Source organism: Sphingorhabdus sp., from assembly GCF_050921905.1.
Lineage (GTDB): Bacteria > Pseudomonadota > Alphaproteobacteria > Sphingomonadales > Sphingomonadaceae > Sphingorhabdus_B.
On the sequence record NZ_CP050888.1, the window covers coordinates 465,996 to 481,574 of the forward strand.

Below are 15,579 nucleotides of genomic sequence, written 5' to 3' on the forward strand. Positions count from 1 at the left end.
TAGCGTCAATCGTTCACGCTGATGTGAATATGCACTTTGACAATCACATCACAGTGTGAAAAAGACGAATCATGAGCACGCAACTGATCACGAAACTTCGGAGCCTCGTCAACGACGGTGGCTTGTCACGGTCCGGCTTGGCCCGCGCTGCTGGCCTTCATGCCAATACCTTGCGCGACTTGGATGAGCCGGGCTGGAACCCGACCGCTGAGACTTTGCGTAAGTTGGAAAGCTATTTGTTCTCTAACGATGACACGGCTGCGCTCGTGCCGATTGAGGAAATCATTGAAGAGGCGCGCAATGGCCGTATGTATATTCTCGTCGATGATGAGGATCGTGAAAATGAGGGCGACCTGATTATCCCTGCGCAAATGGCAACGCCAGACGCGATCAATTTCATGGCCACGCATGGCCGTGGGCTCATCTGTCTTTCCATGACCAAAATGCGCTGCGAACAGCTTGGCCTGACGCCTATGGCGCGGGAAAACCGCGAAAGCATGCAGACCGCCTTTACAGTGTCCATAGAAGCGCGTGAGGGCGTTACGACAGGCATCAGCGCCGCAGACCGCGCGCGCACCATATCCGTTGCTGTGGATGCCTCCATGGGCCCAGACGATATTGTTTCGCCGGGGCACGTCTTTCCACTGACGGCACGCGATGGCGGCGTGCTTGTGCGCGCTGGCCATACGGAAGCCGCTGTCGATATCAGCAGGCTTGCTGGTCTCAATCCGTCGGGCGTGATTTGTGAAATCATGAAAGACGATGGCACAATGGCGCGGATGGACGACCTTGTTGCCTTTGCCCGTATGCATAACCTGAAAATGGGCACGATTCGGGATTTAATCGCCTATCGCCGCAAGCATGACCATTTGGTCGAAAAGCGTGCGGAGATGAAGTTCAACAGCCGCTGGGGCGGGGACTGGACCGCCATGACCTTTTACAACAAGGCGACGGGCGATGAGACGATCGCTTTGGTTAAGGGGCGAATTGACCCTGAAAAACCGAGTTTGGTGCGGATGCACACCATGTCGATGTTCGTTGACGTGTTTGGCGAAGAAAACGAGCGTTCTGGCCTGCTGTCCCGCTCGATGGAGGCCATTGCGGACGAAGGCGCTGGCGTTATTGTGGTCATCAACAAGCCAATGAAAAACGTCGTTTCCCGGTTCATGCAACTGCGCGCCGAGGGCAAGCAAGCTGGAGCGCCGGAGATCGAGGAATTGCGCGATTATGGCGGCGGTGCGCAAATCCTGACCGAACTTGGCGTCCACGACATGATGTTGCTCACCAACACGCACCACACGCTGGTCGGCCTTGAAGGCTATGGCCTTTCCATTGTAGGCGAAAGGCCTATTCCCGGCACTGGAGGCGAGTAATGGCAAAGTTTCTTATCGTTGAAGCACGGTTTTATGACCATCTGAACGACATGCTCGTGTCAGGTGCGAAGGCTGCGTTGAAGGCCAAGGGGCATGAGGTTGAGGTTATTACTGTGCCCGGCGCGCTCGAAATTCCCGGCACAATTGCAATGGCCGCAGAGGCGCAGATGTATGACGGCTTTGTCGCCATTGGTGTCGTTATTCGCGGGGAAACCTATCATTTTGAGATCGTCGCTGGTGAAAGCGCGCGCGGTATCATGGCGTTGACGATGGACGGCATCGCAATCGGCAACGGGATATTGACCGTTGAAAACGAAGAGCAAGCCATTGCGCGCGCTGACCCCAAGCAAAAGGACAAGGGCGGGGAGGCGGCCATTGCGGCGATGGCCTTGTTGGCGTTACAAAGTAAATTCGGGTGACGAAAAATTGGGTTGCGTAATAAAGTTGCGCATTCCTTTTCCTGCTTTGCGCGTTATATACTTCCCAAGTATAGCAATTTTGTCGCCTTGGACTTGGTTCAGGGTCCATCGCGCCTCTAAGGGCCGGGCTTGAGAGGAAAAATGGATGCTGAAAAATGTTCAGCATGACGGAGTGTCTGCATGAGCGCGCCCGTCCTGCCAACGTCGATAAACCCCGACTCCGAGGAGGTTAAGGCGCGCGCTGCCCACAATCGGGCGTTGCGCGATGCGCTTGGGGCAAAGGTGGCTGAAGCAGCGCTGGGCGGTAATGAGAAGTCGCGCGAGCGGCACACGTCGCGTGGCAAATTGCTGCCAAGGGAGCGCGTCGAACGCCTGCTGGATAGCGGTTCGCCTTTCCTAGAAATCGGCCAGCTTGCAGCGTGCGACCTGTATGATAGCGAAATTCCCGGTGCTGGCCTGATCACGGGAATAGGCCGCGTTTCGGGCCGCCAGTGCATGATTGTCTGCAATGACGCGACGGTAAAGGGTGGCACTTATTACCCGATGACCGTCAAAAAGCATTTGCGGGCACAAGAAATTGCCGAGGCGAACCACTTGCCGTGCATCTATCTGGTCGACAGCGGCGGCGCGAACCTGCCGCATCAGGACGAGGTTTTTCCCGACCGTGACCATTTCGGGCGCATCTTTTTCAACCAAGCCAATATGAGCGCAAAGGGCATTCCGCAAATCGCCTGCGTTATGGGAAGCTGCACCGCAGGCGGCGCTTATGTGCCCGCCATGTCCGACGAGAGCGTTATTGTCCGCAACCAAGGTACAATCTTTCTCGCCGGGCCACCATTGGTCAAGGCCGCGACTGGAGAGGAAATCAGCGCGGAGGATCTCGGCGGCGGCGATTTGCATGGCCGTAAATCGGGCGTGGTCGATCATGTCGCGGAGAATGACGAACATGCGCTGACCATTGTGCGTGATATAATCTCGCATTTGGGCGGAGCGTGTTCCCCAGCGCAGGCTGGGGCCCAGACGCCGTCAGGCTGGACCCCGGCCTGCGCCGGGGCACGCGAGCCGCGCCCGCCCAAATATGACGCGGACGAACTCTACGGCGTTATCCCCGACGACGTGCGCGCGCCTTATGACGTCCACGAGGTCATTGCGCGGCTTGTCGATGGCAGCGAGTTTCATGAGTTCAAGGCGCTTTATGGCACCACGCTCGTCTGTGGTTTCGCGCATATCTGGGGGATGCCGGTCGCGATCCTTGCCAATAACGGCGTGTTATTCTCGGAAAGCGCGGTCAAGGGCGCGCATTTCATCCAACTGGCGCAGCAACGCGGCACCCCGTTATTGTTCCTGCAAAACATCAGCGGCTTCATGGTCGGCGGCACATATGAGGCGCAAGGCATCGCCAAGCACGGCGCAAAACTCGTCACCGCCGTCGCCACCGCAAGCGTGCCCAAAATTACCGTGCTGATCGGCGGCAGCTTTGGCGCGGGCAATTACGGCATGTGCGGGCGGGCTTATTCGCCGCGCTTCCTGTTTACGTGGCCCAATGCGCGGATTTCGGTGATGGGCGGCGAACAAGCTGCCTCCGTCCTCGCCACCGTGCACCGTGACGCCGAGAAATGGACGCCGGAGGAGGCCGAAGCCTTTAAAGCGCCCATCCGTCAGAAATATGAAGATGAAGGCAACCCTTATTACGCCACCGCGCGCCTGTGGGACGACGGGATCATCGACCCGGCGCAGACACGGGATGTGCTGGGGCTGGCATTCGCGGCGGTGCTAAATGCGCCAGTCGAGGAGGCGCCCCGGTTCGGGGTGTTCCGGATGTGAGTAAAAGGCGAACTAAAAATATCAGGGTTATGAATGTACCGGGCTCGCCGGGTCGTTATCGGTATAAGCACTATTGTTCGAATTGTGGAGGTGGACCGATCTTCACCGCTTTCCCAGTTTATCACGACCGAAACCCGATTTGCTCGCGAGAATGTGACAAGGAATACTATCGGGGGTGGCTGCGTTGGACGCTGACCGCCCTGATTCTTGGCTCTTGGATCGTTTTCTTTACGAACAAATAAGCGCTGTCTCGGCACGGCGTAGATTTTGAGGGTACGCCGAGGATTTAAGGTGTTTACGACTTGAAAGGAAGACGATGAGTGACATTGTTGATGAGTTGAAACAAACAGTTGCGGCAGCTGGCAAGGGCGACAAGGTGGTAGCGATTCATCTCTTTGGAATTCGCCACTCTCAGCGGCTTGACGGAATGAACCTGCATGACCTCGCAGAACGTGCAGGCATTGGAAAGTCATTCGGCACAGAGCTCCGCAAGGGTGTACGTTTGGCCGACCACGTTTCGCTTAAAGTCAAATGCTAACACACCCATGATCAAATCCCTCCTCATCGCCAACCGGGGCGAAATCGCCTGTCGGATTATCCGTACCGCGCGCGACATGGGTATTCGCACGGTTGCGGTCTATTCGGATGCCGATGCTAAGGCGCTGCATGTGCGAGAAGCGGATGAGGCGGTGCATATTGGGGCGTCTCCGGCGCGGGAGAGCTATCTTGTGGGCGAGAACATCATCGCGGCTGCGCTCGCCACGAAAGCAGAGGCGATCCATCCGGGCTATGGTTTTCTCTCCGAAAATGCCGAATTTGCGCAAGCGGTGATTGATGCCGGGCTGATCTGGGTTGGGCCGAACCCTGCCAGCATTACCGCAATGGGCCTGAAAGATGCGGCCAAGAAGCTGATGGCCCAAGCGGGTGTACCCGTCACCCCCGGCTATATGGGTGCAAATCAAGACCCGGATTTTCTCGCCGAACGCGCCGCCGAAATCGGCTATCCTGTGCTGATTAAGGCCGTCGCGGGCGGCGGCGGTAAGGGGATGCGTAAGGTTGATGACGCAGGCGACTTTGCCGATGCGCTCGCCTCTTGCCAGCGTGAGGCGACCGCTTCGTTCGGAAACGCCCATGTCTTGATCGAGAAATATATCCAACGCCCGCGCCATATTGAGGTGCAGGTCTTCGGCGACACCCATGGCAACATCGTCCATCTGTTCGAACGCGATTGCTCGCTCCAGCGCCGTCACCAGAAGGTGATTGAGGAAGCCCCTGCGCCGGGGGTGACGCCATACACCCGCGAGCTGATTTGTGGAGCGGCTGTTCGCGCAGCAAAGGCCGTAAATTACGTTGGTGCTGGAACGATCGAATTCATCGCCGATTCTTCCAAGGGCTTCATCGATCCGGACCTCGTGTGGTTCATGGAAATGAACACCCGGTTGCAGGTCGAACATCCCGTCACTGAGGAGATTACTGGGGTCGATCTGGTCGAATGGCAATTGCGCGTAGCGAGCGGCGAGCCACTTCCGCTTCGGCAGGACGAGCTGAGCATTGATGGTTGGGCGATGGAGGCAAGGCTTTATGCCGAAGACCCGGCGAAAGGATTTTTGCCGAGCGTTGGCAGGCTGGAGTTTTTCGAGCTCGATGGCAGTGTCCGTATCGACACAGGCGTGTGTCAGGGGTCCGAAGTCTCGCCATTTTATGACCCGATGATTGCCAAAATGATCGCCCATGATTTGGACCGCGAAGGCGCGATACGGTCGCTCGCATGGGCTTTGAACGATAGCAAAATTTGGCCGGTTAAAAACAATGCCGCGTTTCTTATCAACGCGCTTGAACATCCGGATTTTGCCTCGGGCAATGTCGATACCGGTCTGCTGCAGCGCGCAGGCGACGCGTTGATTCCTGACGAGGCCCCCGACAAGCATTGTTTGGCGCGGAGCGCAGAGCAGTATACCAATCAGGCAGTTGCGGGCTTCCGCCTCAACCGGAATCGCAATCACAAGGCTGTCTTGTCGGTCGATGGGGTTGCGACAATAGTCGAAATTCCGATACTTGAGTATGTCGATCCAAGGCCGTTCGTTTTTAGCCAAGACCCGCCAAAGGGCTTCTTCCAGACTGGCAATGGTCAGACTTGGTGGGTCGAACCTTATCGCTATGCTGGCGGCGCGCATGCTTCAGCCCATGACGGCGATATCCTCTCCCCCATGCCTGGTCGCATCATCGCGGTCGAGGTTGCGGCGGGTGATAATGTCACCAAGGGTCAGAAGCTCCTCACGCTCGAAGCGATGAAGATGGAGCATAGCCTCATTGCGCCGTTTGACGGGGTCGTGGCGGAACTTAATGCCGTGGCTGGCGCGCAGGTGCAGGTTGAGGCGTTGTTAGTGCGGATAGCGGTGGTGGAATGATGATGAGCGGCACAAAAATCCTCCCCGAAACGGGGAGGGGGACCACCGCAGGTGGTGGAGGGGCACCCTCGGTCGAGCGAAGCGTAGGCGGCACGTGCCCCTCCGTCACGCCTTCGGCGCGCCACCTCCCCGGTTCGGGGAGGATTTAATGTCAGGACGTTACTTCAACCAATGGCAAATCGGCGACACCATCGCCCACGAAATTCGCCGCACGGTGACGGAGACAGACAATCTTTTGTTCTCGGTCATGACCCACAATCCGCAACCGCTGCATATCGACGCGGAGGCGGCGAAGGCCAGTGAGTTTGGGCAGATTCTCGTCAACGGCACCTTCACTTTTGCGCTGATGGTTGGGCTATCGGTAGGCGACACGACGCTTGGTACGTTGGTCGCCAATCTCGGCTATGATAAGTTGGTGATGCCAAAACCAGTGTTTATCGGCGATACGTTGCGCGCCGAGACCGAGGTTATTGCGCTCAAGGAGAGCAAGTCACGGCCCGATGCCGGGGTTGTGACTTTTCTGCACCGATGCATCAATCAACGTAACGAACTTGTTTGCCAAACTGAGCGTGCCGCGTTGCTAAAGAAAGCGCTGACTGATAACTAGGGTCAGGACCTATTAAATCCACCTTCGCGGTTTGAGGCCATATTGTTCAGTGCAAGGCGGTAAGCGCAGGGCTTAGTGGTTCTAAGTCCAAGCTTGCCAACGCGGCAATGAACAAAATGGGTCAAATCCGAAGGACGCCAAAATGGCTTCGATCTCGAGGCAAAATGCCCTTGCAGGCAGAATGATTGCCTGCGGCGGACATTTTACTTCGATATCTTTGCCATTTTGACGCCGCGAAGGTGGATTTAAGTGGTCCTGACCCTAGACCTTAGTGCTGAGCCTGTCGAAGCACGCCCCACCGATAAGCGCCCTTCGACAGGCTCAGGGCTTCGGTGAAGTTGAAAGGCGTCGCCTCCATGAAACTACGCTCGCTCCTTTTCGTCCCGGGTGACCGGCCTGATCGCTTTGCCAAGGCCGCCGCCAGCGGCGCTGATGCCATTATCATCGACCTAGAAGACTCAGTCGGCTTGGAGCGCAAAATTGTCGCACGCGAGGCGGCGGCGGAGTATCTTTCCGGCGACCGGCCAGTGCCCGTGTTCGTCCGTGTGAACCCGCAAGATAGCCATATGACGCATGACGATCTCGCGTCAGTCCTGCCCTATATTCCAGATGCTATTGTCTTGCCCAAGGCAGAAGGCGCGCGCTCGGTCAATTGGCTACGCGCCGAAGCCGCGGCAGTGGCCGATAGTCAGGATGGCGAGGCACCACCCATCTTGCCCATCGCAACCGAAACGCCAGGCGCGGTGTTTGACCTCGGCAGCTTGCGTGACGTCGCAGTTTATCTGGCGGGTGTCAGTTGGGGGGCAGAGGATTTGCCCGCTTCGGTAGGGGCTGCGACGTCGCGAGAGGCGGACGGCAGCTACACTGCGCCATATGAAATGGTCCGGTCGCTCACGCTTTTTGCCGCCCATGCCGCAGGTGTTGCAGCGATTGATACGGTGTTTCCGAACATAAGTGATCAGGATGGTCTTGCCGCCTATGTGGCCCGCGCCGCGCGCGATGGTTTTAGCGGCATGCTCGCCATTCATCCGTCGCAGGTTGCCGCCATCAACGCTGGCTTTGCGCCTTCTTCGGCGCAGATGGCGCATGCCCAATCAATCGTTGATGCGTTCGCAGCCAACCCCGGAGCGGGTGTTTTGCAAATCGGCGGCAAAATGATCGACGCGCCGCATTTGAAAGCGGCGCTGTCGATTTTAAAACGAGTTTAGGCCGTCAAAATAATGCGTCGCTCCAGCGTAGGCTGGAGCCTATCTCGCCTTGCAGTCAGACTGACAGACGTGATGGGCCCCAGCCTGCGCTGGGGCGACGGGTCAACTGAACCGGCATTATGCCTAAGCCGCAAGCTTCCGCAACACGTAGTGCAGAATTCCACCGTTCATGAAATATTCGACTTCGTTCGCGGTGTCGATGCGGCACAAAGTGTCGAAATTGAACGTTGAACCGTCCTTGCGGGTGACCATCACGGTCACGGTCTGGCGCGGCTGAAGCATTCCAACGCTGGTGATTGTGAAGCTATCATCAGCGGTCAGGCCCAAGGTCGTCCGGCTTTCACCGTCCATGAATTGCAGCGGTAATACGCCCATGCCGACCAAATTCGAACGGTGGATGCGTTCAAAGCTTTCGACGATGACGGCGCGGACGCCGAGCAGGTTGGTGCCCTTGGCGGCCCAATCGCGCGAAGAGCCGGTGCCATATTCCTTGCCGGCGATGACCACCAATGGCGTGCCGTCGGCTTTATGCTTCATGGCGGCGTCGTAGATGGGCATGATTTCGCCATGGTAGCTGCTCATGCCGCCTTCGATGCCGGGGACCATTTCGTTTTTGATGCGGATATTGGCGAAGGTGCCGCGCATCATGACTTCATGATGGCCGCGCCGCGCGCCGTAGCTGTTGAAGTCTGCCTTGCTAACCTGATGTTCTAAAAGGAACTTTCCGGCTGGCGAGTCGGCTTTGATCGAACCGGCGGGCGAAATATGGTCGGTGGTGATGGAATCGCCCAAGATCGCTAGCGGCTTTGCCTCGATGATGTCCATCACCGGTGCGGGCGTCATGCTCATCCCTTCAAAATAAGGCGGATTGGCGACATAGGTCGACCCGGCGCGCCATGTATAGGTGTCCGAGCCTTCGACCTGGATCTTCTGCCAATGCGCATCGCCTTCATAGACCGTCGCATAACGCGCGGTGAACATCGAACGGTCGATGTTTGCGGTCATGACATCATGCACCTCTTGGTTGGTGGGCCAGATATCGCGCAGGAACACGTCGCTACCGTCGGTTGCTTGCCCGATGGGCGTCGTGGTGAAGTCTTCGGTCACGGTGCCCTTAAGCGCATAAGCGACCACCAAAGGCGGCGAGGCCAGGAAGTTCGCGCGCACATCGGGCGACACGCGGCCTTCAAAGTTGCGGTTGCCCGAAATGACCGAGGCAGCGACAATGTCATGGCCGTTAATCGCCGCCGAAATCGGCTCGGCCAATGGTCCCGAATTGCCGATGCAGGTGGTACAGCCATAGCCGACCAAGTTAAAGCCGACCGCGTCCAGATCCGCCGTCAGGCCCGCACGATCGAGATAATCGGTTACAACCTGTGACCCCGGCGCAAGCGATGTCTTCACCCATGGCTTGGGACGCAAGCCAAAGGCATTGGCCTTACGCGCCACCAAACCAGCGGCAACCAATACGCTTGGGTTCGATGTATTGGTGCAACTTGTGATTGCGGCAATCACAACATCGCCATCGCCAATATCGTGCGTCTTGCCCTCAACCGCGACGCGCTTTGCGCTGTCATGCTTGTAGACGTTGATGAGGTCGTCGTTGAACACATTGTCGACTTGGGTCAGGATGACCTTGTCCTGCGGCCGCTTCGGTCCAGCTAGCGAAGGCACCACCGATGCCATATCCAGCTCCAACGTGTCGGTGAAAATCGGGTCGGCCATATCGGCATAGGCCCAAAGCCCTTGTTCCTTGGCATAAGCCTCCACAAGCGCAATCTGGTCCTCATCCCGGCCGGTCAGGCGCAGATATTCGATGGTCTTTTCATCAATGCCAAAGAAGCCACAGGTCGCGCCATATTCGGGCGCCATGTTGGCCAATGTCGCTCGGTCGGCAAGGCTAAGCGACGCAAGGCCGGGGCCATAATATTCGACAAAGCGGCCAACCACGCCCTTGGCGCGCAGCATTTGCGTTGCGGTCAGCACTAGGTCAGTTGCGGTCACGCCCTCGGCCAATGCACCGGTCAGCTTGAAGCCGACGACTTCGGGGATCAACATCGACACCGGCTGCCCCAGCATCGCGGCCTCCGCCTCAATCCCGCCCACGCCCCAACCAAGGACGCCCAGGCCGTTGATCATCGTTGTATGGCTGTCGGTGCCAACGCAGGTATCGGGGTAAGCTATCGTCGCGCCGTCAACGCCAGTGCTGGTCCAAACGGCCTGCGCAATATGCTCCAGATTGACCTGATGGCAAATGCCGGTGCCGGGGGGGACAGCCTTGAAATTATTGAGCGACTTGGAACCCCATTTCAAAAAGTCATACCGCTCCGCATTGCGTTGATATTCGATTTCGACATTCTGCTCCGCCGCCTTGGGATGGCCGAATTCATCGACCATGACGCTATGGTCGATGACCAGATGGACGGGGACCAGCGGATTAATCTTCGACGGGTCCGCCTTCAACGCGGTCATCGCATCGCGCATCGCGGCGAGATCGACCACGCACGGCACGCCGGTGAAATCCTGCAACAATACGCGGGCAGGGCGATATTGAATTTCGCGGTCCGACTTTGCGTCTTTCTGCCAATCGATCAACGCCTGCACATCCTGCACCGATACGGTGAAGCCGCCATCTTCAAAACGGAGCAGATTTTCGAGCAATACCTTCATCGAAAACGGCAAACGCGACACATCGCCCAATTTCTCCGAGACCTTTTTGATCGAGAAATAATCCACCGTCTTACCGCCAGCGGTCAAGGTGGAACGGGTTTGCAGGCTGTCTAATCCGATTGCGGTCATGGTGATATGGTCCCTTAAAATTTGGGCTTTTGGCCGGATGGGGAAGACAACACGGTTGCCGCTATCTACGGCCAATAAACGCGCGTCAAACCAGCACAAAAGCGGGAGAGTCGTTTGCTGGCCGCGCCTTAGCGCTTATGGGGTGGGGGTGCAAGTGGCGGACAATGAAAAGATATTGGATAATGATACCGCATAAGGTATCATCATTCAAATGACGAGAGTAGAAAATGATGGTCCAGAAAATGACTGAATATGCAATCATGGTCGAACCCTTGGCGCAGGCCGATGGCGGCGGCTGGTTGGCAAGCGTTCCGGCGCTGCCCGGCTGCATCGGCGATGGCGAGACGCCCGAAGAAGCCTTGGCCGATGCCGAACGCGCGATTGGCGAATGGATGGACGCGGCAAAGGCACTTGGCCGCGAATTGCCGGGACCATCATCGCTCGGCCAATGGCGTCAACGCGTGCCGCGTTCCTTGCATGAGAAGCTCAAGATCGTCGCCGCGCGTGAGGGCGTTTCGTTGAACAGCTATGTGGCGAGTGTGTTGGCGGAGAATGTGGGGCGGGTGGGGTAGAGGGGTATCCTTTATTCAACTAAGTCTAGTGAGACTTGCGAACCCTCTCATTGTGCCGTTATACGCTGTAAGCCTATTGACGCTCGATAGAAATTGGAACCCGAATGATTGTCCGAAATCTCAAACTCAGAAATTGGCGGAATTTCCGCGAGGCAGACGTCCCGTTGGCAGAAACAACATATCTCCTCGGTGCAAATGCGGCAGGTAAATCTAACCTCTTAGATGTATTCCGATTTTTACGAGACATCAGCAAAGCGCAAGGGGGAGGGCTCCAGAAAGCTATTGCCGATCGTGGAGGTATCTCGAAATTGAGGTGCCTACATGCGCGCAGTGCTCCAGAGGTTAGCATTGAACTCCAAATTGAAGCTGGAGACAACAACTGGAATTACACGATTGCATTCAAGCCAGAAGGTAAAGGTGCTCAACGAATTATCATATCAAAAGAGGAAGTTCGCAAAAACGGCAAGGTTATAATTTCTCGCCCGGATGACGGAGACAAGAAAGATCAAACTCGGCTAACTCAGACACATCTTGAACAAATTCAAGCGAATGAAGAGTTCCGCGAAATCGCAGAATTTTTTGGAGAAACCACATATCTGCACTTAGTCCCGCAACTGTTGAAATTTGGCGATAGAATAGGGGGCCATGTTCTTGAAGATGACCCTTTCGGGCAGGGTTTTCTCGAGCGGATTGCGCGTGCGACCGCACGATCGAGGGACTCTCGTTTAACGAAAATTGGTAAAGCATTACAAGCTGCGGTTCCGCAGTTTGAAGAGCTAGCTTTTGAGAAAGATGCAGTGAATGGCAGACCTCATTTAAGGGCACGATACAAACACCATAGGCCAAACGCCGGGTGGCAGAGAGAGGATCAGTTTTCTGACGGTACACTTCGTTTGCTGGGGTTGCTATGGTCTTTGCTGGACGGAAACTCATTGCTGCTACTTGAAGAACCGGAGTTGTCTCTCAATGATGCAATAGTATCGCAAATTCCTCTCATGCTGGAAAAAATTCAGCGAGCGAGCAAGCGAAAACGCCAAACTATCATTACTACTCATAGCGTGGCACTGCTTAGCAATCCTGGTATTGATGCGAACGGAGTTTTATTGATCGAGAGTGGAGCGAACGGTTCCACGGTTAGAAAACTCGGCGACGAAGAGTCTAAATCGATAGCTGATGGATTTTCTGTCGCAGAGGTTGCTCTTCCAGTCACTCGACCAAAAACAGCAGAGCAATTGGGTTTCTGGTAGTGCCTTATATTACTATTGCGACTGAGGATGAGCTAAGCGAAGCAGTAGGCCTTCGTTTGGTGGAAGATATACTTCCGACATTTGAAGTCGCAAACATGCTACGTCGCGGCGGCAATGGTTATCTGAAACGGAAATGCTTAGACTTTAATAGAATGGCACTTAGGCACCCGGTGTTTTTAATGACCGATTTAGATGATACGCAATGTGCCAGTGCTTTGATTAATAGCTGGTTTGGTCAGGTGCCCAAAAATGCAAATCTGATATTCCGTGTTGCAGTTCGAGAGGTTGAATCGTGGCTGCTTGCTGACCACCAAGGGATGGCAACGTTGCTTGAACGAGGTGCAAACAATATCACTCTGAATCCGGATCATTTACCGGACCCAAAACAGTACCTCCTTCGATGCGCCAAAAGAGCACCAAGAGATGTGAAGAACGACCTAATTCGTTCCAAGGGGGCATTGGCTTCACAGGGACTGGGCTACAACTCACGTCTGTGCTCATTTGTGAGAGAGATATGGGCCCCCGAACAAGCTTCACAGAGATCTGATAGCCTTAGGCGAGCGGTGGAAAGGTTAAGAGAGGTTGACCAATGATCGACAGAATCAAAACAAGTTCAGCATGACGCAGGTATTTTGTGGGCGGGACTGGTTGGCGTGCTGAGTGGGCAGCACAAACCTACGTCGCACCAGCGCAGGATGGTGCCCATAACGTCTTTCCGCTATCCCAACAGGCGCGATGGGCCCCAGCCTGCGCTGGGGCGACGAGGAGCGGACGCAGCGGTTTTTTGATAGTTTGGCGCCTACCGGATGAAGCGGGGCGGCTTCAACCCGCGATTATCCTTGGCGTAGCTTGTCCGTCACCTCATCTAGGCTGCCGCGCACGCGCAACAATTGGTCCTTTCCAAATACGATCAAGCATTCATCATGTGCATTGTCGGCGACGCGGACAAACTGCACGATTTCGGGATTGACCGAGATTTTTTGGCCGCGCACGTCGGTCATGGTGACAAAGGGGATCATATATTTTCCTTAACATAAGCGCCGGCGCGGCGGACTGTCGCGCGCGCGCTTGGGGCGTGCCTATCACGCTTATCGTTCGCCTGCGAGGTGTGATGGGCCTCAGCCTGCGCTGGGGCGATATGGGGGCAGGCATTTTTCGCGCCGTCCGGTCAGGAGATTGTAACACCTGCATCCTGCAGATACTGAATCATCTGTTGGCGCGCCGCCGGAACGACGATGACATCGCGCAGCTTGTCATCCGCCGTCTTGCTTTGCCGGGGCGTGGTGGCTGCAAACAAGTCCCAGTAGCGCGCGGCTTTAGCGCGTTGCCCCTTGCTTGCGGCAATCATGGCCTCTGTCAGGTAAAAATTGGAACGGTTATAACGTGATAAGGGCAATTCCGCGTCATAAATTTCATCAATTTTTTCTGGCCGGTTCTGTGATATCGCCGCTAAAACCAACTGAAGTCGCGCCCTTGCGAAGTAGGGACTTTGTGTTTGGAGAGCCTGATCGAGCAGTTTTTCCGCGTCAGGATAATCACAAATGGGCGCGAGGCCGGCAAGTATGGCCGAAAACGCCGCGCTGTTCGGGTTCGCTGTCATGGTCCGCTGTGTGTACAAACGTGCGGTGAGGCAATCCTGCTTCAAATAAGCCAGGTTGGCGACAGCAAAATTGGCCCAGCCATCATTGGGATCGACAATGATCGCAGCGCGCGCAAATTTTATGCCGCGGGCATAAGCAGCATACACATCTGCTGCCGCGCTTTTGCGTTCCATTTCGAATAAAGCGCGGACACCCAGAATTGTGCCACGGATATGCGGTTCAAGCACTGGCTTTTCGAGACAGGCGGCAACTTTGTTCTCTAATATGTCGCCATGGTATCGCGAAAATTCGAAATATTTTAGGAGGCAGGGATAGCCGCCATCATTCCTGTTACGCGTCTGCACCGCCTCATAAGACGCAATGACACCTTGCGCGCCATTAATTTCTCCCATGATAGGAACAAGTGCAGCGCGCATTTTTTCGGGCTCGGGCGGGATGATCACGATGCGTGACCAGATCATGATATCAGCCTGCGCATCGTCAATATTCAGATATAATGTGACATCGTCTTCGTCCGTTACGAGCCGCGAATAGAGACGATAGACATGGGGTCTATCGATGAACTCTGCGGCTGAAGCAGGTCCGGTGCCGACCCGAACGCGCGATATCTTGAAGCGGCTGAGATCATCGGCCAGAAAGCTGGCGATGCGGCGCGAGGTTTGCCCCGCCTGCCGGTCTTTGCCGGTGTCGATGGGAATGATTTCCAGGATCGGGCTGCGATAGACCGAGACGGCTGTGGGCTTTTTTTGCGTGAAATAAGCTGCTGCTGCAACAAGGGAAATGACGAGGAGGATAAGGAAAGGCACGAGAAAAGACCGGCGATAAAAGGGAATTGACGACTGTGCCGAACCTGCTGGCGGCGATATATGCGCGGTGTCTTCCGCAACCGAGGGTTCTTGTGCGTTTTGTAACGGCGTCAGCTTGGGATAGGCAAGTTCGCGCGCATCCAAATGGACGACATAAGAACCCGGAAGCAGGTAAATGCAGCCACCGGCGCTTGGCGCATTTTGCCCGTAATAACTTTCCAGCGTTTTGCGCAGTCGGCCCATTTGGACGCGGGCCGAACTGTCCGATGCGGAATCGAAATCTTGCTTGCGACCCAATGCATCGACCGCAACAATGAATGATTTTAACGTGCTAGCGCGACCGGCAATCGTTTCGTCGATCAAATAGCGCAGCAAACCCGACAAAACGGGCGAACGTTGAAACACGGCGCTGGATAAAACGACGTCACGCTCTTCATTAACCCTGACCGAAAAATTTGGGTCGGTATCTTTGTCTGTAAATGTAATCGGAGGTCTCCTGCGTCACGATTTCATACAGCAGGTTAAGTGCGTGCACACTGCTGGGACCGTTACATGGTAAATGTAACGGCGGTTCAATGTATCATTTGCCTCATGTGATAAACGCAGTGCAGACCAACAAGTTCCGGATACAAAAGGCGATTATCCCCGAGGCCCAGATGTTACCTGAACGTTACTTCTGTGCATTGTAAACAGGTGTATATCGAAGGTTATGAAC

Annotated in this window: 13 protein-coding genes; 10 read left to right on the forward strand and 3 right to left on the reverse strand. The window is 55.7% G+C overall.

What is annotated here, in order from left to right; all coding sequences use genetic code 11:
* Positions 1-71: 71 nt before the first annotated feature.
* From ribB to HEQ18_RS02260, 7 genes are all read left to right on the forward strand, one after another.
* Positions 72-1,373, forward strand: a complete 1,302-nt coding sequence (gene ribB / locus HEQ18_RS02230) for a 3,4-dihydroxy-2-butanone-4-phosphate synthase (RefSeq protein WP_432815353.1) — start codon at positions 72-74, stop codon at positions 1,371-1,373.
* The gene (ribH, locus tag HEQ18_RS02235) at positions 1,373-1,792 is read left to right on the forward strand and encodes a 6,7-dimethyl-8-ribityllumazine synthase (protein WP_432815354.1); all 420 of its coding nucleotides are present in this window, start codon (positions 1,373-1,375) and stop codon (positions 1,790-1,792) included. The genes ribB and ribH overlap by 1 nt, the downstream gene beginning before the upstream one ends.
* Before the next feature lie 180 nt (positions 1,793-1,972).
* Positions 1,973-3,616: a carboxyl transferase domain-containing protein gene (locus HEQ18_RS02240; RefSeq protein WP_432815355.1), complete on the forward strand. Its 1,644-nt coding sequence runs from the start codon at positions 1,973-1,975 to the stop codon at positions 3,614-3,616.
* Positions 3,617-3,932: 316 nt separating this feature from the next.
* Positions 3,933-4,154: an HTH-like domain-containing protein gene (locus HEQ18_RS02245; protein WP_432815356.1), complete on the forward strand. Its 222-nt coding sequence runs from the start codon at positions 3,933-3,935 to the stop codon at positions 4,152-4,154.
* 7 nt (positions 4,155-4,161) lie between these two features.
* A complete protein-coding gene (locus HEQ18_RS02250; protein ID WP_432815357.1) occupies positions 4,162-6,024 on the forward strand; it encodes an acetyl/propionyl/methylcrotonyl-CoA carboxylase subunit alpha in 1,863 nt (620 codons plus the stop codon).
* A gap of 148 nt (positions 6,025-6,172) precedes the next feature.
* Positions 6,173-6,631, forward strand: a complete 459-nt coding sequence (locus tag HEQ18_RS02255; protein ID WP_432815358.1) for a MaoC family dehydratase — start codon at positions 6,173-6,175, stop codon at positions 6,629-6,631.
* A gap of 356 nt (positions 6,632-6,987) precedes the next feature.
* Positions 6,988-7,839, forward strand: coding sequence for an HpcH/HpaI aldolase/citrate lyase family protein (locus tag HEQ18_RS02260; RefSeq protein ID WP_432815359.1), 852 nt, complete (start codon positions 6,988-6,990; stop codon positions 7,837-7,839).
* 123 nt (positions 7,840-7,962) lie between these two features.
* Here HEQ18_RS02260 and acnA read toward each other — a convergent pair whose 3' ends face one another.
* A complete protein-coding gene (gene acnA, locus HEQ18_RS02265) occupies positions 7,963-10,638 on the reverse strand; it encodes an aconitate hydratase AcnA (protein ID WP_432815360.1) in 2,676 nt (891 codons plus the stop codon).
* 242 nt (positions 10,639-10,880) lie between these two features.
* Between acnA and HEQ18_RS02270 the strand changes: the two genes are divergently transcribed.
* The 3 genes from HEQ18_RS02270 (at position 10,881) to HEQ18_RS02280 (ending at position 13,050) form a co-directional block, all read left to right on the forward strand.
* Complete coding sequence (locus HEQ18_RS02270) at positions 10,881-11,210, forward strand: type II toxin-antitoxin system HicB family antitoxin (protein WP_432815361.1); 330 nt, start codon at positions 10,881-10,883, stop codon at positions 11,208-11,210.
* 104 nt (positions 11,211-11,314) lie between these two features.
* The gene (locus HEQ18_RS02275; protein ID WP_432815362.1) at positions 11,315-12,457 is read left to right on the forward strand and encodes an AAA family ATPase; all 1,143 of its coding nucleotides are present in this window, start codon (positions 11,315-11,317) and stop codon (positions 12,455-12,457) included.
* Positions 12,457-13,050 (forward strand): hypothetical protein, encoded by a 594-nt coding sequence (locus tag HEQ18_RS02280; RefSeq protein WP_432815363.1) that lies wholly within the window; start codon positions 12,457-12,459, stop codon positions 13,048-13,050. Before HEQ18_RS02275 ends, HEQ18_RS02280 begins: the two co-directional genes overlap by 1 nt.
* A gap of 240 nt (positions 13,051-13,290) precedes the next feature.
* Here HEQ18_RS02280 and HEQ18_RS02285 read toward each other — a convergent pair whose 3' ends face one another.
* Entirely contained in the window at positions 13,291-13,476 is a 186-nt protein-coding gene (locus HEQ18_RS02285) for a hypothetical protein (protein ID WP_397605874.1), read from the reverse strand.
* A 149-nt stretch (positions 13,477-13,625) separates the two neighbouring features.
* Complete coding sequence (locus HEQ18_RS02290; protein WP_432815364.1) at positions 13,626-15,269, reverse strand: tetratricopeptide repeat protein; 1,644 nt, start codon at positions 15,267-15,269, stop codon at positions 13,626-13,628.
* Between the last annotated feature and the right edge of the window lie 310 nt (positions 15,270-15,579).